This is a genomic window from Actinoplanes sp. NPDC049548, from assembly GCF_040676695.1.
Classification (GTDB): Bacteria; Actinomycetota; Actinomycetes; order Mycobacteriales; family Micromonosporaceae; genus Actinoplanes.
This window is the reverse complement of the sequence record NZ_JBFAPM010000025.1, coordinates 1-19,432: the sequence shown is the minus strand read 5'-3', so window position 1 is coordinate 19,432 and position 19,432 is coordinate 1. Positions and strand designations below refer to the sequence as shown.

Annotated in this window: 18 protein-coding genes; 13 read left to right on the top strand and 5 right to left on the bottom strand. The window is 73.0% G+C overall.

Annotated features, from left to right (window positions below; all coding sequences use genetic code 11):
- The first annotated feature begins 50 nt into the window (after window positions 1-50).
- From AB0J80_RS33710 to AB0J80_RS33670, 9 genes are read left to right on the top strand one after another with little or no spacing between them, the layout of a single operon-like run.
- Window positions 51-242, top strand: a complete 192-nt coding sequence (locus AB0J80_RS33710; RefSeq protein WP_364713285.1) for a Flp family type IVb pilin — start codon at window positions 51-53, stop codon at window positions 240-242.
- On the top strand, window positions 239-664 hold the full coding sequence (locus tag AB0J80_RS33705) for a TadE/TadG family type IV pilus assembly protein (protein WP_364713283.1): 426 nt from the start codon (window positions 239-241) through the stop codon (window positions 662-664). Before AB0J80_RS33710 ends, AB0J80_RS33705 begins: the two co-directional genes overlap by 4 nt.
- Window positions 652-1,758 (top strand): pilus assembly protein TadG-related protein, encoded by a 1,107-nt coding sequence (locus AB0J80_RS33700; protein ID WP_364713281.1) that lies wholly within the window; start codon window positions 652-654, stop codon window positions 1,756-1,758. Before AB0J80_RS33705 ends, AB0J80_RS33700 begins: the two co-directional genes overlap by 13 nt.
- A gap of 13 nt (window positions 1,759-1,771) precedes the next feature.
- Window positions 1,772-2,578 (top strand): RcpC/CpaB family pilus assembly protein, encoded by an 807-nt coding sequence (locus AB0J80_RS33695; RefSeq protein WP_364713279.1) that lies wholly within the window; start codon window positions 1,772-1,774, stop codon window positions 2,576-2,578.
- Window positions 2,579-2,589: 11 nt separating this feature from the next.
- Complete coding sequence (locus tag AB0J80_RS33690; RefSeq protein WP_364713277.1) at window positions 2,590-3,738, top strand: P-loop NTPase; 1,149 nt, start codon at window positions 2,590-2,592, stop codon at window positions 3,736-3,738.
- A 1-nt stretch (window position 3,739) separates the two neighbouring features.
- On the top strand, window positions 3,740-5,110 hold the full coding sequence (locus AB0J80_RS33685) for a CpaF family protein (RefSeq protein ID WP_364713276.1): 1,371 nt from the start codon (window positions 3,740-3,742) through the stop codon (window positions 5,108-5,110).
- The gene (locus AB0J80_RS33680) at window positions 5,107-7,029 is read left to right on the top strand and encodes a type II secretion system F family protein (protein WP_364713275.1); all 1,923 of its coding nucleotides are present in this window, start codon (window positions 5,107-5,109) and stop codon (window positions 7,027-7,029) included. The genes AB0J80_RS33685 and AB0J80_RS33680 overlap by 4 nt, the downstream gene beginning before the upstream one ends.
- 1 nt (window position 7,030) lies before the next feature.
- Window positions 7,031-7,954, top strand: coding sequence for a type II secretion system F family protein (locus tag AB0J80_RS33675; protein WP_364713273.1), 924 nt, complete (start codon window positions 7,031-7,033; stop codon window positions 7,952-7,954).
- A gap of 24 nt (window positions 7,955-7,978) precedes the next feature.
- Window positions 7,979-8,404 (top strand): response regulator, encoded by a 426-nt coding sequence (locus AB0J80_RS33670; protein WP_364713271.1) that lies wholly within the window; start codon window positions 7,979-7,981, stop codon window positions 8,402-8,404.
- Here the strand turns inward: AB0J80_RS33670 and AB0J80_RS33665 are convergent.
- Complete coding sequence (locus AB0J80_RS33665; protein ID WP_364713270.1) at window positions 8,395-10,758, bottom strand: hypothetical protein; 2,364 nt, start codon at window positions 10,756-10,758, stop codon at window positions 8,395-8,397. The genes AB0J80_RS33670 and AB0J80_RS33665 overlap by 10 nt on opposite strands.
- Window positions 10,759-10,911: 153 nt before the next feature.
- Between AB0J80_RS33665 and AB0J80_RS33660 the strand changes: the two genes are divergently transcribed.
- Window positions 10,912-11,535, top strand: a complete 624-nt coding sequence (locus AB0J80_RS33660; RefSeq protein WP_364713269.1) for a hypothetical protein — start codon at window positions 10,912-10,914, stop codon at window positions 11,533-11,535.
- Window positions 11,536-11,548: 13 nt separating this feature from the next.
- On the opposite strand, the gene AB0J80_RS33655 is transcribed toward AB0J80_RS33660, so the two are convergent.
- Window positions 11,549-12,304 (bottom strand): alpha/beta fold hydrolase, encoded by a 756-nt coding sequence (locus tag AB0J80_RS33655; protein WP_364713267.1) that lies wholly within the window; start codon window positions 12,302-12,304, stop codon window positions 11,549-11,551.
- A gap of 154 nt (window positions 12,305-12,458) precedes the next feature.
- Here AB0J80_RS33655 and AB0J80_RS33650 point away from each other — a divergent pair, with 154 nt between their 5' ends.
- Window positions 12,459-12,899: a DUF6188 family protein gene (locus AB0J80_RS33650; protein WP_364713266.1), complete on the top strand. Its 441-nt coding sequence runs from the start codon at window positions 12,459-12,461 to the stop codon at window positions 12,897-12,899.
- Here AB0J80_RS33650 and AB0J80_RS33645 read toward each other — a convergent pair whose 3' ends face one another.
- Complete coding sequence (locus AB0J80_RS33645; protein ID WP_364713264.1) at window positions 12,900-13,586, bottom strand: hypothetical protein; 687 nt, start codon at window positions 13,584-13,586, stop codon at window positions 12,900-12,902.
- Window positions 13,587-13,698: 112 nt separating this feature from the next.
- Complete coding sequence (locus AB0J80_RS33640; RefSeq protein ID WP_364713263.1) at window positions 13,699-14,253, bottom strand: pyridoxamine 5'-phosphate oxidase family protein; 555 nt, start codon at window positions 14,251-14,253, stop codon at window positions 13,699-13,701.
- A gap of 134 nt (window positions 14,254-14,387) precedes the next feature.
- Here AB0J80_RS33640 and dacB point away from each other — a divergent pair, with 134 nt between their 5' ends.
- Window positions 14,388-15,995, top strand: a complete 1,608-nt coding sequence (gene dacB / locus AB0J80_RS33635; RefSeq protein ID WP_364713261.1) for a D-alanyl-D-alanine carboxypeptidase/D-alanyl-D-alanine-endopeptidase — start codon at window positions 14,388-14,390, stop codon at window positions 15,993-15,995.
- Window positions 15,996-16,007: 12 nt separating this feature from the next.
- Here the strand turns inward: dacB and AB0J80_RS33630 are convergent, their stop codons facing one another.
- A complete protein-coding gene (locus AB0J80_RS33630; protein ID WP_364713259.1) occupies window positions 16,008-17,912 on the bottom strand; it encodes an acyl-CoA dehydrogenase family protein in 1,905 nt (634 codons plus the stop codon).
- 135 nt (window positions 17,913-18,047) lie between these two features.
- On the opposite strand from AB0J80_RS33630, the gene AB0J80_RS33625 reads away from it, so the two are divergent.
- On the top strand, window positions 18,048-19,271 hold the full coding sequence (locus AB0J80_RS33625) for a carbohydrate-binding protein (RefSeq protein WP_364713257.1): 1,224 nt from the start codon (window positions 18,048-18,050) through the stop codon (window positions 19,269-19,271).
- Window positions 19,272-19,432 lie beyond the last annotated feature (161 nt).

Genomic DNA, 19,432 nt, shown 5'->3' with positions numbered 1-19,432 from the left:
GGTTGCAGGACGACTACAAAGCGCAACAACGAAGCACCCGAGGAGTTCTCATGGTCACTCGAATCGTCCAGACCCTGGTCAACCCCGCCCCCGGCGACGACGAGGGCGCCACGGCCGTGGAGTACGGCCTCATGGTGGCCCTCATCGCGGTCGTCATCATCGGCGCGGTGATCCTGCTCGGCGACAACCTCAGCAGCATGTTCGGCGGCGTGGCCGACCAGGTGCAGGCGCCGACCCCGTGAGCCGGGAGGGACGTGGCCGGCGCGCGCGGCCGGCCACGCCCGCCCCCGGTGACGACGGAGCGGCGGCGGTGGAGCTGGCGCTCGTCCTGCCCCTGCTGCTGCTCCTGCTGTTCGGCATCATCGACTTCGGCCGCGCGTTGAACGCCCAGATCACCCTCACCGAGGCGGCTCGCGAGGGCGCCCGGGCCGCGGCCCTCGGCCTCGACGGCCGCGCGCGTGTCACCTCCGCGGCCGGGTCGCTCCCCGTCCAGTCCGTGCAGGTCACCCCGTGCGCCGGCGACCTCAGTGCCGACGCCGTGGTGCGCGTGTCCCACGCCTTCCGCCCCGTGACCCCCGTCGGCTCGCTGATGAGCCTCTTCGGCGGCGGGTCGGACGGGTCCTTCACCATCGTCGCGCGAGGAGTCATGCCATGCGTCGGATGACCGTACGCCGCCGCCCGCCTCGCGGCGACGAGGGCGCGGTCGCCGCCACCGTGGCGATCGTGCTCGGCGTCGGCGTGCTGCTCGGCGTGGCCGCGGTCGTCGTCGACGTCGGCCGCCTCTACGCAGAACGCGAGCAGCTTCAGAGCGGCGCGGACGCGGCGGCGTGGGCGGTCGGCGAGGGCTGTGTCACCACGCCCGAGCGCTGCGCCGGCCAGCTCACCACCGCCCGCGGGTACGCCGACGACAACGCCGCCGACGCGACGACGACCGTCACCGCGATCTGCGGCAGCGGACCCGGCCTGCCCGGCTGCCCCGCCCCGGCGGCGAACCGGACGAGCTGCCTGGGCACGGTCCCGCCGGCCGTCCCGTACGCCGAGGTGCGGGTCGAGACCCGGCTGCCCGACGGCGCGACCGCACTGCCGCCGGTGTTCGCCGGCACGCTGAGCGGCGGCCACGACGGCACCACCGTCGGCGCCTGCGCCCGGGTCGCCTGGGGTCCGCCCCTGGTGGCGGAGGGCTTCGCCGTGACGTTCTCCCTGTGTGAATGGCGGGAGCTGACCGGCAACGGCACCGCGTTCTGGCCGGCCCCGGCAGCGGGCCTGCCACCGGCCACGGCCGAGCGGATCGTCCGGCTGAAGGCCGCCGGCGGGCTGAGCACCTGCCCGGCCGGCCCGTCCGGCTGGGACCGGCCGGGCGGCTTCGGCTGGCTCGACGACCCGGCCGCGTCGTGCGCGGTGACCGTCGAGGCGGACGGCACCTTCGGCGGCAACACGGGCAACTCGGCGTCGCAGCCGTGCCGTTCCGCCATGCGCGCGGCCCTGGAGGCCCACAGCGTGGTCCTGATCCCGATCTACGACACCGTCCGGTCGCAGGGTGCCCGCACCACCTACCACCTGGCCGGCTTCGCGTCGTTCGTCCTCACCGGATACCAGCTCTCCGGCTTCTCGGCGCCGTCCTGGCTCAGCGGGCGGCGCCTGTGCGGCGGCGCCCAGCGGTGCCTCTACGGCTACTTCGTCCGCGGCCTGGTCCGCACGACCGGCGCCCGGATCGGCGGGCCGGACCTCGGCGCCGCGATCGTCAACCTGGTCGGCTGAAGGAGGGACAGAGATGAGACGGCGACTTCTCGCGGTGCTCGTGGCGGCCGTCCTCGCCGGCGCGGGCTGCGTGGCGGTGGTCGCGTACGTGCGCGGCGCCGACCGGCGCGCCCTCGCCGGCCGCGAGGCGGTGTGGGTGCTCGTCACCAAGCAGCTGATCCCCGCCGGTACGAGCGCCGCCGACATCCGCGACGGCGGGTACGCCGAACGCGTGGCCATGCCGGCGGCGACCGTGCCGGGCACCGCGCTCGGCGAGGTGGACGAGCAGCTCGACATGCTGGTGCTCACCGCCGACGTCGCGCCGAGCCGGCTGCTGCTGCGCGGCATGTTCGCCGAGCCCAGCCAGGTGACCGGCGGTCTGGCCGTACCGGACGGCAAGCTCGCCGTCAGCGTGCAGGTGACCGCCGCCGCGCGCGTCGCCGGCTACGTCCGCCCGGGCTCGCGGGTCGCCGTCTTCACCACGTTCACGATGCGCGAGGGGCGCGGGCGGGTGCCCGCCGGCGACGGCCTCAGCAGCGGCCACGACTACAACCAGGCCACCCGCATGCTGCTGCCGCGCGTCGAGGTGATCGCGGTGGGTGAACGCGGCGCCGCCGGGGCCGCGACGGCGGGCGACTCCCCCGCCGCGGACCCGGCCGCCGCGGCGGGCTCCGGCGCCAAGACGGCCGCCGGCCTGCTGGTCACCGTCGCCGTGACCCAGGCGGAGGCGGAGAAGCTGCTCCACGTCTCGCTCACCGGTGTGCTGTCGCTGGCCCTGCTGGACGACACCGCGACCGTGGAGCCCGACGAGGGCGTCGACAACAACTCCCTGTTCCCGTGACGGCGTGGGCGATGACGATGACCATCTACTGTGAACCCGGCCCGGAGCCCACGTTCCCCGGTTCGGCCGAGCCCGCGTACGCCGTAGCGGAAGCATCGCAGCTGCCGGCGCTGCTGACCGAGCGTCCCGACGTGCAGCTGGTCGTGCTGGGTCCCGGCGTACCGCTGGCCGAGGCCGTCGCGTTCACCACCCGGCAGCGCGTCGAGCGGCCCTCGCTCGGCGTCGTGCTGCTCCGCGACCACGTCGAGGTCACCGTGCTCGCCGAGGCCCTGCGCGCCGGCGTCCGAGACGTCGTCGCGGCCGGGGACCGCGACGCCGTGGACGCCGCCTGCGCCCGCTCCCTGGAGTTGACGCGCCGGCTGAACCCGGAGGCACCCGCGGCGGGAGCGCAGGTGGTCACTGTGTTCGCCGGCAAGGGCGGGGTCGGCAAGAGCACCGTCGCCACCAACCTGGCCGTCACCCTCGCCGGCGGCGGGCGCCGCCGGGTCTGCCTCGTCGACCTCGACCTGCAGTTCGGCGACGTCGGCATCCTGCTGCAGCTCCCGCCGGAGCGGGGCCTGGCGGACGCCGTGGGCATGGCCGGCCGGCTGGACGAGGACGGGGTCCGCTCGCTGCTCACGCCGTACCGGCCGGGGATGGACGCGCTGCTGGCCCCGGCCGGCCCCGCCGAGGGCGACCAGGTCGACCGCGAGCTGGTCGCCGAGCTGCTCGAAGTGCTGCGCCCGATGTACGACTACATCGTCGTGGACACCCCGCCGTACGTCAGCGACCAGGTGCTGGCCGCGCTGGACCGTACCGACTGGTTCGCCCTGGTGGTGACGCCCGACCTGCCCTCGCTCAAGAGCGCCCGGCTCACCCTCACCACCTTCGAGATGCTCCAGTACCCGGCCGACCGCCGGCTGATCGTGCTGAACCGGGCCGACTCGGAGGTCGGCCTCACCGTCGCGGACGTCGAGAAGGCGCTGGGACAGCCGACCGCGGTGCTGATGCCGTCGTCGCGGGACGTGCCGCTGTCGGTCAACCGCGGGGTGCCGCTCGCCGCCGACCGCCCCGCGCATCCGGTGGCCCGGGCGATGGCCGAGCTCGCCGCCCGCTGCGGCGCCCGCGACGACGACCGGGCGCGGCGCCCGCTGGCCCGGCTGTTCGGCCGGAGGCGCTGAGATGGGCCTCAGCGAACACCTGTCCCAGCGGCAGCGGCCCGCGGAACCGGCACGGCCCGAGAGCGGCCCGGCACGCTCCGCCGCCGGCCGCCCGGCCCCCGACCCGCTCGCCGACGTGCGGCTGCGCATCCAGCGCCGGCTGGCCGAGCTGCTCGGCCCGAAGCTGTACGACGACATGGGCGCCGCCGACGAGCTGGAGCTGCAGGTACGCCGTACCGTCGCCGAGCTGCTCGCCGCCGAGGAGACCCCGCTGACCAGCGCCGACCGGGCGCGCATCACCCAAGAGGTGACCGACGAGATCCTCGGGCACGGGCCGATCGAACCGCTGCTGCGCGACCCGAGCGTCAACGAGGTGATGGTGAACGGCCCCCACCGCATCTACGTCGAGCGCGGCGGCCGCCTCGAGACCGCCGCGGCCGAGTTCGCCGACGAGGCCCATCTGCGCCGGGTCATCGACCGCATCGTGTCGCGCGTGGGCCGCCGCGTCGACGAGGCGAGCCCGATGGTCGACGCGCGGTTGCCCGACGGCAGCCGGGTGAACGCCGTCGTGCCGCCCATCGCCCTCGACGGCTCCTCGCTGACGATCCGCAAGTTCTCCCGGGACCCGTTCTCCGTCGAGGACCTCATCTCCTTCGGCACCCTCACCCGCCAGACCGCGGATCTGCTGCAGGCCTGCGTACGCGGGCACCTCAACATCGTCGTCAGCGGGGGCACCGGCTCCGGCAAGACCACGACGCTCAACGTCCTCTCCGGGTTCGTGCCGGCCGAGGAGCGGATCGTCACCGTCGAGGACGCCGCGGAGCTGCAGCTGCACCAGGAACACGTGGTACGCCTCGAGTCCCGGCCGCCGAACGTGGAGGGCCGCGGCGCGGTGACCACCCGGGACCTGGTCCGCAACGCCCTGCGGATGCGCCCGGACCGGATCGTCGTCGGCGAGGTCCGCGACGGCGCCGCGCTGGACATGCTGCAGGCCATGAACACCGGCCACGACGGGTCGCTGACCACCCTGCACGCGAACACGCCCCGCGACGCGCTCGCCCGGCTCGAGACGATGGTCCTGATGGCGGGCATGGACCTTCCGGTACGCGCCATCCGCGAGCAGGTCGCCTCGGCGGTGCACCTCATCATCCAGGTCAGCCGGTTGCAGGACGGCAGCCGCCGGATCACCCACGTCACCGAGGTCGTCGGCATGGAGTCCGGCATCGTCACCCTGCAGGACCTGTTCCTGTTCGACCTGCGGGCCGGCACCGACGCGGCCGGGCGGTTCCGCGGCAAGCTGCAGCCCACCGGCCTGCGGCCACGGTTCCTCGACCATCTCGCCGCCCACGGGGTGACGGTCCCGGTCGAGGTCTTCCAGGCGGGTCCGCGATGATCCGGCGCCTGCTCGCCGCGGCGCTGCTGGGCGTCATCCTGCCGACCGGGACCGGGGCCGCCGCTGCTCCGGCCGCCGAGCCGGGAATCGTGGTCACGGGCGTGCAGCCGTCGCCCGGCGCGGTGGAGTTCTTCGTCTCCGGCCGGCACCTGCCGTCCGGGGTCACGCTCGCCGGTGCGCACGTCAGCGTCACCGCCGACGGTGTCACGCTCGCGGCGCAGACCCGTACCGTCGCCGGCACGTCCGGGCAGGCACCGGCCCGCGCCGTGGTCCTGGTCCTCGATACCAGCGGGTCCATGAAGGGTGCCCGGCTGGCCGCGGCCCGCGCGGCGGCGCTCGACTACGCGGCGGCCGCACCGGCGGAGGTCCGGCTCGGGATGGTCACCGTGTCCGACGACGCCGCCGTGGCGCTGGCGCCCACCACCGACCGGGCCGCGTTCGGCGTGACGGTCGCGCACCTGGCCGCGAAGGGCCGGACCGCCCTCTACGACGGCATCCGCACCGCCCAGGACCTGCTCGAGTCCCAGGACGTGCTCGAGCGGCGCATCGTCGTGCTGTCCGACGGCGCCGACACGTCCTCCGGCGTGGGCGCGGACCGGCTGCTGACCACCATCGCGCGAGCGGACGCCACCCTGGATGCGGTGGCGTTCGGGGCGGAGGCGGATCGCCAGCGCCTCGCCGGGTTCGCCGGGGCCACCGGTGGGCGCGTGCTGACCGCCGCCGACGCCCCGGCGCTGCGCGCGTCCTTTCGCGACATGGCGGAGAGCCTGTCGGCACCGATGGTGGTCCGGGCCGGCGTGCCGGCGGAGCTGGGTGGGCGGACGGTGCTGCTCCGCGTACGGATGAAGCTGGGGTCCCGGGATCTCGAAGCCGGTGCTCCGGTGACCTTCCGCGCCGACCCGGCCGCGGGTTCGGGTCCTCCACCCGTCCTGTCCTCCGGCTCCGGCGCGCCCGGGCCCGCGCCCACGCTGGCCGTGGTGGCGGTGGCGATCTTCGGCCTGACGTTGCTGGCACTGCGTCCGCTGCTCAGCCGGGGCCGGGTCCGGCGGCGCCTGCGCGAACTCGACCGGTTCGTGCCCGCCCGCGGCGGCCCACCGGCGGAGAGCGGCGCCGGTGGCAACGGACTCGTCCGCGCCGTGATGGAGGTCTCCGAGCGCGCCGTGCAGCAACCCGACCGGCACCAGCGCCTGGAGCTGATGCTGGACCGCGCCGGCAGCTCGCTGCGTCCGGCGGAGTGGCAGCTGATCCGGTTGGGCCTCGCGGTGGGCGCGGCGATCGCCCTGGTGACCGTGCTGCCCTGGTGGGTCGGCCTGCCCGGCGGCCTGCTCGCCGGATGGGGCGGGGCGGGCCTGTACCTGAGGCTGCGTGCCACCCGCCGGGCGCGCTCGTTCGGCGGCCAGCTGCCCGACGCGCTGCAGCTGCTGGTCGGCTCGCTGCGCTCGGGTTTCTCGCTGCCGCAGTCGCTGGACGCGCTGGTGCGCGACGGCGCCGAACCGATCGCCGGCGAGCTCGGCCGGGCCCTCGCGGAGACCCGGCTCGGCGGGGACCTCGAGGAGGCGCTCGAACGCGTCGCCGAACGCAACGCGAGCCAGGACCTCTCGTGGCTGGTCATGGCGATCCGCATCCAGCGGGAGGTCGGCGGGAGCCTCTCGGAGGTGCTCGAGACGGCGGTCGGCACCATGCGCGAGCGCGCCCGCCTGCACCGGCACGTCCGCGCGCTCTCCGCGGAGGGACGGCTGTCGGCGCTGATCCTGTTCGGCATGCCGATCGTGCTGGCGGCGTGGATGTTCGTGTTCCGCCGCGAGTACCTGCGCCCGCTCTACACCGAGCCGCTCGGGCTGCTGATGCTCGGCGCCTCGGTGATCGGCGTGCTGATCGGCGGCCTGTGGCTGCGCAAGCTCATCAAGGTGGAGGTGTAGCGTGCCGCCCTCGGTCCTCCTCGGCCTGGGCCTGACCGCCCTGACCGGCGCCGTGCTCGTGCTGGCACTCGCCTTCGCCGGTGCCCCGGCCGGCGCCGCGGTGGCCCGGCTGCTCGAGTCGGTTCCCCGGCCCGACCCGGCCACGTTCGTGGCGCCTCGCGACCGGCCGTTCGCCGAGCGGCTCGGCGGGCCGCTGGGGCGCCGCCTGGGCCGGCTCGGCACGGTGCTCACCCCGTCCGCCGTGGTCGCGCGGCTGCAGCGGCACCTCGACTACGCCGGAAACCCACCGGCGCTGCCGCTGCAGCGGGTCGTGCCGCTCAAGGGCGTGGCCCTGGTCGCCGGGACGGTGCTCGGCGCCGGCTTCGGTGGCCTGCTCGGCGCGGTGGGCGGTGCCGTCGTCGGCGGCGCCGTGGGCGCGGCCGCCGGTTTCCACGGGCCCGACCTGCTGATCTACAACATGGCGCTGAAGCGGCAGCAGGAGCTCCTGCTGTCCATGCCGGACGTGCTCGACACCCTGGTCATCAGCGTCGAGGCCGGCCTGGCCTTCGACGCCGCGATGGCGCAGGTCGCCCAGCACGGCCGCACCCCGATGGCGCGCGAGCTGCTGCGGGTGCTGCAGGAGATGCAGCTCGGCGTCGGGCGGGCCGCCGCGCTGCGGGCGCTGGCCGCCCGGACCACCGTCCCGGAGCTGCGGACCTTCGTCACGGCCGTCGTGCAGGCCGGCGAACTCGGGATCCCGATCGCCGCGGTGCTGCGCGAGCACGCCGGCGAGATGCGGGTACGGCGCCGGCAGCGCGCCGAGGAGATCGCCCAGAAGGTGCCGATCAAGATCCTGTTCCCGGTGCTGTTCTGCCTGTTCCCCGCCCTGTTCGTGGTGATCCTCGGGCCGGGCGTCCTGCAGATGATCCACGCGTTCGCGCGCTGACTTCTTTTCCAGGAAAGGATGTTCATGGCCAAGGTCCTGGTGGTCGACGACGACCCCGCCATCCGGCAGCTGCTGAGCGACGTGCTGGAGCTCGACGGCCACGAGGTGCACGTCGCCGTCGACGGCGCCGACGGCGTCCGGGCGTTCGCGAGCCTGCGGCCCGACTTCGTCGTGCTGGACGTCATGATGCCGCACCTCGACGGGTACGGGGTCCTGCGCAGCATCCGCGTCGAGGCGGCGTCCGCGGTCCCGGTGCTGCTGCTGACCGCGGCTCCCGACTGCGCCGCGCGCGGCCGGGAGAGCGGGGCCAGCTACTACCTCGCCAAGCCGTTCACCGCCGACGAGGTGCTGTTCCTCATCGACGGTGTGCTCGGGCACGAGACCCCGATAGCCGACGTCCGCGCCGCCGTCGATGTGGCGCGCGGACGTGGCTACTCCGGTTACAGCTGAGCGCTGGACATCGTCGAGTTCTCGGCCGCCGTGTACGCGACCACGTGGTAAGCCGCCGTCTTCGCGCGCGGCTTCGGGTCGGTCCACTGCTCGGTTCGCGTACCGGCGACCAGCCCCAGCCGGTCGACCAGGTGCACCTCGTCGGCGACCGTGCCCTCGATGAGGTACCAGGCCTGGACCGACACCGCGTCGGCCGGCACCTGGTACGAGTAGCTGCTGGTGATCCAGCCGGTCGCCGAGTCGGTCGTGGCCCGGTTGCCCGTCGCCAGGTTGAGGACAGTGCCGGAGGCGGTGGTGACCTGCAGGCCCGCGCGCACCCAGCGGCCGGCGCCCTGCGCCTCCGCCGAGATGACCGACGTGTACACCTGGCCGGGCGTGGCGGACAGCTTGCGCCCGGCGAAGCTCACCTCGCCGGTGCCGCTGGACTTGACCGACATCGCGCCCGTACCGTTCGCGCCGCCGCCGCCGACCCGGACGAGCGTGGTGCGGAACCCGGCGGTCCAGCCCGAGGTGCCCGCGGCGGCGGTCTCGAAGCCCGACTCACCGGCCGTGAGCAGGTTGCCCGGGATCGTCGCGCTGCCGACGGGCAGGTCCCCGACCATCTCGTCGTCGCGGTACACGCGGTATCCGGCGATCGGGCGGCTTTCCAGCGCGTACGACTCCTCCCAGCTCAGGGTGGCGCCGCTGCGGGTGAGGCCGGCCGGGGCCTCGGGCGCCGCGGCCACGGTGCGGTAGGCGGAGGCGATGACGTCGGAGACCACGTTGGTCTCTCCGGCGGGCCCGGTCAGCACGGTGTTCGACGGTACGGTGGGCGCGCGGCGGGCACCGAGGTGGATGCCGTACCAGGTGGACTTCTGCGAGGGCTTGTCGGCGACGGTGTTGCCGTAGATCCGGTCCCCGTCGCCGATCGACAGGCCGATGCCGGCGGTGTCGAAGAGCCCGGCGCCGGTGTCGTAGCCGGTGGAGCCGCCCCACCCGGAGTTGCGGACGGTGTTGCCGGTGATGGTGTCGGCGGCGTCCTTGGCGTGGCCGTAGCTGCCGATCACCAGGATGCCGGAGCGGCCGGCGTACTCGACGACGTTGTCCCGGATGACGTTGTTGCCGCCGGGCCGCACGATGTGGTCGGTCGCCGCCGTGCTCCTGTCGTCCCAGCCGCCGACGGTGCCCACCGAGGCGTCGGCGTCGCGGTAGTCGTCGTAGACGACGATGATTCCCGCCTCCCCGGCGTAGCTGATCCGGTTGCCCGACACCACCGAGTCGCGCGGGTTCGTGATGTCCTTGTTCTCGCCGCTGTGCTCGTAGCCGCCGTTCGTCTTCAGGCTGATCTGCGCGCCGTACAGGACGTTGTCGGCGACCGTGGCCTGCACCAGGCCCTCGAGGTACATGTTCCCGGAGCCCGACGTCTCGCCGCGGGCGGCAGCGACCTCGCCGTCGGAGCTGACCGTGTTGTGCCGCACCGTGGTCCGGATCGCGTTGGTGAAGTCGAAGCTGTTGCCCCGGATCGTCTTGTCGAACTGGTTGTCCTCCACGACGACGCCGTCGTTGCGGCTGCCACCGCCCACGTTGTCCTCGTCGCCGGACTCGGCGCCGCCCCAGTTGTCGAAGCGGTTGTCGACGATCCGGACGTCCTTCACCCCGTCGCCCACCCACACCTTGAAGTACTCGAGGTTGGTGAAGCGCACCTGGCGTACCGTCCACCGGTCCCCGACCGCGATGCCGCCGCCGGCGTTCGTGCTGGCGAGATCACCGCGGGGCCCGCGGAAGTCGCAGAACTCGCCGGGCCGGCCGGGCAGGTCTCGCCGGACCGGAGCGCCGGCACCCTCCCGGCAGTTGCCGTTGACGGTCAGGTCCGACACCAGGTTGCTGCTGCCGGCCTCGCGGCTGTGGTAGTCCCAGCTGATCAGATACCCGTAGGTGAAGTTCTGCCAGTACGCCGTGAGCATCGAGACCGTGGTGTCGGTGATGCCCCGCCCGCGCAGGTTCACATTCGGCGGAAGCTGCAGGCCCCGGCTCAGCCGGTAGGTGCCGGCCGCGAGCAGCACCGTGGCCGGGCGGGCCGGCGTCACCACGGCACCGTCGGCGTCCAGCACGGCGGGACGCACCAGAGCCGCCGCCTGCGTGACCGCGCCCTGCAACGCCAGGTAGTCGTCGCCACCGGAGGGGTCCGCGGCGAAGACACAGGTCGGGTCGGCAAGGCAGCCACGCGCCGTCATGGCCGCCGGGGCGACCGTCGCCTCCAGCGAGTACTTCGGCGGGTGCGCGGCGGCTGCCTCCGCGGGCCGGGCGGCCAACAGCGGAAGCGACACGAGCGGCAGAACGGCGGCAGCGGTCAGCCGCCTGGCGGTGGACGTCATGCAGGCCACTATCCGGACCGAACCTCAACCAGGACTCAACGCACCGTCAGGGTTCCGTGCCCGGTCCCGCTACCGAGCCGCACCCCTCCCGCACCCGCTCTGCACCCAGGCGACCGGAGCCTGGGCAGCTCATCCTCACGATCGGAGTCCCGCGTGTCGGAAGGCGAGTTCCACGCCTATGTCGCTCTGCTCGCCTTCAGCGGTCTCGTGCTGTCGATCATCGCCGTACGCGGCTTCGGGCTGTCCATGGGAGCCCGGGTGGTGGAGGGCCTCTTCAGCGTCGGCTTCCTGAGCTACGCCACCTACCTCTTCGTAGCCGAACCGGCCGAGTTCTGGATCTTCTACTACGCGTTCGCGGCGCCGGTCTGGGCGGTCATCCATGCGCTGCGGGCGCGGAAGGCGACCCGCGTGTACCGGGCGGCGCCGCCCGTCGCGGCGGGATACGGCCACCACTACGCACCGGCCGGCCCGCAGCACACCGCCGCCTTCGACGGCGGGTATCCGACGCAGCCCGCCACGCCCGCCTTCGACGGCGGATATGCGGCGCAGCCCGCCACGCCGGCGGCCGGAGTCACGTATCAGGACGCCTACCCGGTAGCCCCGGCCAGCTCCTATCAGGACCTGCCCTCGGGGCTGATGGGGGCACCGGCTCCCGCACCCCAGCACGCGCCCTACCCGCAAGCCGCGCCGTCGCATCCGGCCTACCCCGACCCGGCGCATCCGGTGCACGGGACGCAGCCCACGACGCCCGGTCACTGGGCGCCGCACGGCGCGTGACGAGCGTGGCGCGTCAGCTCAGGAAGTCCAGGATGAACGGGAGCGTGCGCTCGAGCGGCCCGCTGTCCACCGCGGCGGCGAGCTCGCCCAGGTAGTCCCCGTGGTTCCCCGGCACGATCAGCGTCCGGGCGTTCGGGATGAGCGAGCCGAGCAGAACCGTGTGCTCGGTCCGCACCACGTCCCGGTCGGCCGCCACGACCAGGGTCGGCGCGGTGATCGAGGCGACCGTGGCCTCGGGCCAGTCGGTGAATCCGGTGAGCATGAGCTCCCGATCCAGCTCGAACATCCGCTCGGCGTGCGCGGGGTCGCCGCTGACCGCGAGATCCGCGTCCCGGTACGGCTGGGGAAGGTCGGCGAAGGTCGCCGCCGCCAGCCCGTCCCAGAATCCCTCGATCATGCCGTCCCGGCGGAACGGCGCGGAGGCGACGACGAGCCGGCGTACCGCACCGGGATGCCGGACGGCCAGCTGCATCGCGACCTGCCCGCCGTTGCTGAAGCCGAGCACGTCGACCGGCCCGGCGCCGAGCTCGCCGAGCAGCCGGGCGACACCGTCCGCCGAGCCCTCGAACGACGCCGGCCCGTCGCCAGGACCTGTCCGGCCGTGCCCCTGCAGCTCGACGGCCAGCATGCGCCGTACGTCCTCCAGCGCCGGGATGAGCCGCCCCCAGTTCGACTCGATGGTCGAACCGCCACCGTGGAGGAGCAGCAGGGGCGGGTGGGAGCCGCCGGACCTGCCGTGCCATTCGTGGTAGAGCGGGAGGTCATCCATGGCCGCCAGCATAGCGACGCGCATTCCGGGCATAAACGCCCGAACCGCTGTGAGAGTGGTTCACGAATTGCTCTGGCGTTGTTAAGGCTCTCTTATGGCGGCCGGAGCTACGGTCCTGCCGTCAAAGATCCGACGAGCCCGAACGAGGTACGTCATGTTGCCAGTCATGGTCGCCGACAAGGGCGCCGGACGCCGTCCACGGCAGGCACGGTCGATCGACCTGCTGGCCGGAGCGAAACTGCAGTATGTCAGGCTCGGTCACGCCTTCGTCCTCGCCTTCTCCGGCGGCTACCAGGTCCTGATCGAGACGGTCACCCAGCTGCACGGTCCGCGCGGCCGCGTCGACGTCGAACCGGGGGAGAACCCCTCCGACGCCCTGGCGACGCTGCTCGGCGACGTCGTCGAGAGCGCCGGTACGCGGGCGGACGGCGAGCTCCAGATCACCTTCCGCAGCGGCTCGCACCTGCTCGTCGGCGTCGACGCCGACTTCGAGTCCTGGGCGGTCACCGGCCCGGACGGCCTGCTGATGGTGTGCCTGGCCAACGGGGAGGTCGCCATCTGGGGCGACGGCCACGCCACCCCGGACCTGCACTGATCACGCCGCGCGCAGCACGCGCCTCCGGTGACGAAGGAGCCGGCCGGCGGCGCCCAGGGCGAGCAGTCCACCGGTCGCGAACACGACGCCGACCATCACCTTGTAGCGGCTGTACTCCGTGTGGATCCGTGACAGCTCCCGTTCTCGCTCCCGCCGGCTCGCCAGGAGCTGCGTGCGCGACCTCTCGTCGATCACGGCTGTGACGCGCTGTTCCGCAGCGCTCAGCCGGTCCGACTGCACGGGAGAAGGCGTCGTGCGGGTGTCCGCGTCCAGCTCGGCGAGGGACACCTCCCGCAGCTGGTCCCACGCCTGTTCCAGCTCGGCCAGCGCCGGGTCGCCGCCGGTGGGCATCGCGGCGGGGCAGTCGCGCAGCATGATCTGATAGGGATTCCGTCGTCCCGCTTCCCTGATGAAGCGACACGAGGACTGGCGGACCTCGCTCCGGCTGAGGGCCTTGCCGGCACTTCTGTCCAACGGCGCCATCTCGACGACGTAGCGGATGTGTTCCACCTCGGCGCGTAGTCCGCTGAGGTTCACTGACGCACCCCCCTCGTTCGATCGGTACATCGCGTCGAGCCTCTGGCCGGCCTCGGCGAGGCTGATCGCGCCGACGCTCACCACCGCCGCCAGGAACGACAGTGCCGCGGCGACCGCCAGGAGGATGATGCGGCGGACACCCGGAAGCATGTGCTCTCTCCTCGCGGCTCATCGGCCGCCGGCGGTCCCGGCGACGAGCCTGCGATCGGCGGGCGCGGCCGCGGGTGCAGTGGTCCTGAGGAAAGCTGAGCCGCTCTTGAGATCAGTCGGACATCGCCGGGAGGCCGTCGATGCTCCGGCCGTTACGGGTACGCCGATAGTCCGCCAGCTCGGCGTCGCTCTTGCGTTCCGCCCACCGCTCGAGCAGGTCGCGGTCCCCGGCGTACTCCATGAGCGGCACCTGGTAGCCGCAGGAGTCGCTGATCCGCTCGACCGTCACCTCGATGATCGAGCGCAGTCCGCGGGCCGGTTCCTGCGGGAACAGCGCCAGCAGCTCGGCGAAGCCCGCGTCGGACGGGAGCACCGCCCGGCCCTGCCCGTGCAGCCGGACGATCTTCGGTGGTCCCTGGAACGCGCACAGCATGAGGGTGATGCGGCCGTTGTCGCGCAGGTGGGCGATCGTCTCGGCGCCGCTGCCGGTGTAGTCGAGGTAGGCGACGCGGCGCTCGTCGGCGACCGCCAGGCAGCCCGCCCCTCCCTTCGGGGAGATGTTGACGTGCCCGCCGGAGCCGCTCGGTGCGGTGGCGACGAAGAACACGGGCTGTCGGAGGATGAAGTCGCGGAGCCGGCCGTCGATCGCTTCGTAGAGCTTGCCCATGCCGGTGATGGTCGCAGCACGGGCCGTCCCGCGGCCAGGGCGGTGTGACGGGTGCCCCACCCGGAAGCGGCTTTCGTGCGAGGATGTGCGCCGCCGCCTTCCGGCGCTTCCGACGAGAGCAGAGTAGAGGGTCCATGCGTAGAGTGCGCACCAAGCTGCCGATGCTGCCGGCTGTGGCGGTGGTCGCCGTCGCCGTCGCCGGTACGGCGTTCGCCGTCGGCACCGCTTCCGCCGAGACGACGACGACCGCTTCGGACGCGGCCCTGGTCGCGACGCTGGACCAGGTGCTCGCCAACTCCCGGCTGGCGGGCTCGACCACGGCGCTGCAGGTCCGGGACGCCACCACCGGGTCGGTCGTGTACTCGCACAACGCCGACCAGCGGGTCATCCCGGCGTCGAACGAGAAGCTGATGACCTCCGCCGCCGCCCTCGAGGTGCTCGGGCCGGGCTACAAGTTCCACACCGTCGCCCGCTACTCGGGCACGAAGAGCGGCACGACCGTGTCCGGCAACCTGTACCTGCGCGGGCAGGGCGACCCGACGATGACGTACGCGCAGTTCGACGCGATGGCCGCTGCCGTCGCCCGGGCCGGCATCAAGAAGGTCACCGGGTCGCTGGTCGCCGACGACTCGTGGTTCGACCGTACGCCGCTGGGCCTGGACTGGTCGTGGCAGGACGAGACGTACGCCGACAACGCGCCGATCTCGGCGTTGACCGTCGCCGCGGACGCGAACTTCAACGCGGGCGCCGTCTCGCTGGTGACGAAGCCGGGCAGCGCCGCGGGCAAGGCGGGCGTCGTGGCGGTGACGCCGGCGAACTCGGTCGTGAAGATCGTCAACAAGACGGTCACCGGCGCCGCCGGCTCGGCCACGAGCATCTCGGCCACTCGCGGGCACGCCACCAACACGATCACCCTGACCGGTTCCATCCCGCTGCGCGGCGCCGCCAAGACGAGCCTGGTCTCGGTGCAGGATCCGGCCAAGGTCGCCATCGGTGTGTTCCGGGACGCCCTCAAGCGCAAGGGCGTGACGGTGGCCGGCGCCACCACCACCGGCACCACGCCCAGCTCCGCGAAGACGATCACCGATCACGCGTCGATCCCGCTCAGCCAGCTCCTGCCGTACTTTCTGAAGCTGTCCAACAACGGGCACGCCGAGCTGCTGACCAAGGCGATGGGCCGGGCGAAGACGCCCGGCTCCGCGGGCAGCTGGAGCACCGGCCTGGCCGCCGCGACCGGCGCGCTCCGGACGCTGGGCGTCGACACCGGCAAGATCACCATGGGTGACGGCTCGGGCCTGACCCGCCGGGACTGGCTGACGGCCGCGCAGATCGCCAACCTGCTCCAACGCGCTCAGGCCCGGCCGTGGTTCGCCACCTGGTACGCCGCCCTGCCCATCGCCGGTGACCCCAGCCCCCTGGTCGGTGGCACCCTGGCCAGTCGCATGCGCGGCACCCCGGCCGCCGGCAACCTGCACGGCAAGACCGGCACGCTCACCGGCGTCAACGCGCTGTCCGGGTACGTCGCCGACCGCAGCGGGCGCAAGCTGCTGTTCTCGTCGGTGTCGAACGCCGCGCAGTCCAACGTCAGCGACATCCTGGACACCGCCGCGGTCGCGATCGCGAGCTCCGGCGGCCCGTCGGCGGCGAACCTGAGGGCGCGGCAGCTCCCGCCGGTCCCGCGGCACGTCGTCACGCGCAACGGCGAGGACGTCGAGTGCTCGTGGGTGCCGGGCGCCTGCTAGCCCGGTAGCGGGTCAGGAGGGTGGCGGGATGCGCCGGCGCACGTCGTCCACGGTGGCGGGCCCGGGTTGCCAGCCCGCCACCCACGCCTTGTCGCTCGGCGGCGTGACCGTCCCCTCCTCCAGGAACGCGTAGCGGCCGTCGAGGACGCGCCGGGCGGCCTTCACGTCCAGCGCGTCCGTGTTGTCCCAGAGCGCGGCGAAGAGCGCCTCGGCGCGGAGCCGGGCCTGGCGGCAGAACAGGTCGGCCAGCTCGGCGCCCTCCGGCCGCTCGCGCCGCTCGGCCCGGGCGCGGACGCACACCGCCGACATCGCGTACAGCTCGGCGCCGATGTCGACGATGCGGCCGAGGAATCCCTGCTTGCGCTCGAGTTTGCCCTGCCAGCGGGACATGGCGTAGAAGGTGGACCGGGCCAGCTTGCGGGAGGCGCGCTCGACGTACCTGAGGTGGGCGGCGAGCGGTCCGAACTCGGCGTACCCGGCGGGGGTCTGGCCACGGCCGACCGCGAGGGTGGGCAGCCACCGCGCGTAGAAGGCGCCGGCCCTGGCGCCGGCGCGGGCCTTGCGACCGAGGCCCGCGTCGGGGTCGATGATGTCTCCGGCAACCGACAGGTGGGCGTCGACCGCCTCGCGGGCGATGAGCAGGTGCATGATCTCCGTGGAGCCCTCGAAGATGCGGTTGATCCGCAGGTCGCGCAGGATCTGCTCGGCCTCGGACGGGCGCTCGCCGCGCGCGGACAGCGAGTCGGCCTTCTCGAAGCCGCGGCCGCCGCGGATCTGGACCAGCTCGTCGGCCACCTGCCAGGCCATCTCGCTGGCGAAGAGCTTCACCAGCGCCGCCTCGATGCGGATGTCGTTGCGGTCGTCGTCGGCGATCAGGCAGCTGAGGTCCAGCATCGACTCCATCGCGTACGTCGTCGCGGCGATGAAGGCGATCTTCTTGGCCACCGCCTCGTGCTGCCCGACCGGCCGGCCCCACTGCACCCGCTGCGCGGACCACTCGCGGGCGATGCCCAGCGACCGTTTGCCCGCGCCGACACACATGGCGGGCAGCGAGAGCCGGCCGGTGTTGAGGGTGGTCAGCGCGATCCGCAGGCCCTTGCCGAGTCCGCCGATGACGTTCTCCTCGGGCACGAACACGTCATGGAACCGGGTCACGCTGTTCTCGAGCCCGCGCAGGCCGAGGAACTCGTTGCGCCGTTCGACCGTGATGCCGGGAGCGTCGCCCTCGACGACGAACGCGGTGATGCCCTTGTCGGGCACCCGGGCCATCACGACCAGCAGCGTGGCGACCGTACCGTTGGTGGCCCAGAGCTTGACCCCGTTGAGCCGGTAGCCGCCCTCGACCGGTTCCGCGACGGTGCCCAGGCGCGCCGGGTCGGAGCCCACGTCGGGCTCGGTGAGCAGGAAGGCGGACACCTCGCCGGCCGCGAGCCGGGGCAGGAAGGCCTTCTTCTGCGCGGGACTGCCGAAGATCTTGAGGGGTTGCGGCACGCCGATCGACTGGTGCGCGGACAGCAGCGCGCCGACGGCCGGGCTCACCGAGCCGACGAGCGTGAGCGCCTTGCAGTAATGCAGGTTGGACAGCCCGAGGCCGCCGTACTCCTTGTCGATCTTCATGCCGAAGGCGCCGAGCCGGGCAAGGCCGTGGAAGACCTCGTCCGGGATGCGGGCGTCCCGCTCGATGGCGGCACCGTCCATCTCGGAGCGCACGTACGCCTCGAGCCTCGCGAGGAAGTCGTCGGCATCGGGGCGTGGCTCCGGGCCCGGCCAGGGATCGATGAGATCGAGCCGGAAGCGCCCGAGGAAGAGCTCCTTGCCGAAGCTGGGCTTGCGCCACTCGGACTCCCGAGCCGCCTCGGCGACCCGTCGCGCCTGCTTCTCGGAGACGTCGGCCGGCTTGCGCTGCGTCGTGGTCACGGTCTACCCCCTTGACCCGGGTACGGCTACCGCCACGCTACCCACCTCAGTTACCGCGCGGTAGCTCTGCGCACCTGCCGATGAAATGTTTAAGAGTGTTGACAATAAGTCAAAGCATCGACAAAGCTCAATTGCATGAGAACTGTGCATCGATGGGTGGCACTGGCGGCGGGTGCGGCCACCGTGGCAGCGGCGATGACGACCGCACCGGCGAGCTTCGCCGCGACCGGCACCGGCGTATCGGTGCTCGTAGCGTGCTCGAACGCTCCGCTCTGGGCGGAGGGCACCGCGTACCCGGTGGGCGCCCGGGTGATCTACAACGGACGGCTCTACGAGGCGCTGGTGGCACACACCCCGCCACCGGGCGCGGGCTGGACCCCGGTCGCCGCCGCCTCGATCTGGCGCGACCTCGGCGCCTGCGACGGCGACACCCCACCGCCGCCGCCCACCACTCCCCCGACCGGGCCGCCCCCGCCGGCCACCGCCGGACTGGCCACCGCACCGTACGTCGACATGGGCGCCTGGCCCACGCCGACCCTGTCGACGATGGTGAGCAGCGGCAACCTCAAGAACGTCACGCTCGCCTTCATCACCGCGTCGGCGTGCAAGGCCATGTGGTTCAACGCGTACGACCCGCGGGCCGGCTGGGCCAAGGACCAGATCGACGCCGTCCGGGCCCGCGGCGGGGACGTGAAGATCTCCTTCGGCGGCGCCACCGGCATCGAGCTGGCCCAGGCCTGCACCTCGGTCGCCGCGTTGCAGGCCGAGTACCAGGCGGTGGTCAGCGCGTACAACCTCAAGTACATCGACCTGGACATCGAAGGGTCGGCCACCGCGGACCCCACCTCGGTCAACCGCCGGTCGCAGGCGCTCGCCGGGCTGCAGCGCGCCAACCCCGGCCTGCGCGTCTCACTGACGCTGCCGGTGCTGCCCGAGGGCCTCACCGCCGACGGCCTCGGCGTGGTCCGGTCCGCCCGCGACGCCGGCGTGAGCATCGACCTGGTCAACGTCATGGCGATGGACTACTACCGGGCCGGCGACTACGGCGACCTCGCCGTGCAGGCCGCGAACTCGACGTTCGCCCAGCTGAAGTCGCTGTACCCGGACCGCACCGACGCCCAGGTCTGGCGGATGGTCGGGGTCACCCCGATGCTCGGCCAGAACGACGACGGCCACGTGTACGACCAGAACGACGCCCGCCAGCTCGTGTCCTTCGCCCAGGGCAAGCACCTCGGCATGCTGTCCTTCTGGGAGCTGACCCGCGACCGCAACGCCTGCACCGGGGCGCTCTACATGTGCACCAACATCCCGCAGGCGCCGTACGACTTCAGCCGGATCTTCGCCGGCTACACCGGGTAGGGCGTGTTCTGCCGGTCATGGCGTCGCCGAGACGGAGTCCAGGTTTCGTCTCGCAAGTGGGCCGGGCGGCCGGATACCGGGGATGCCCCTATGGATTGTCGAGGGGTTGGTGCAGCAGTGGGTAGAGCTCGCGGGCGACGTAGCGTTTGAGGCAGCGGATG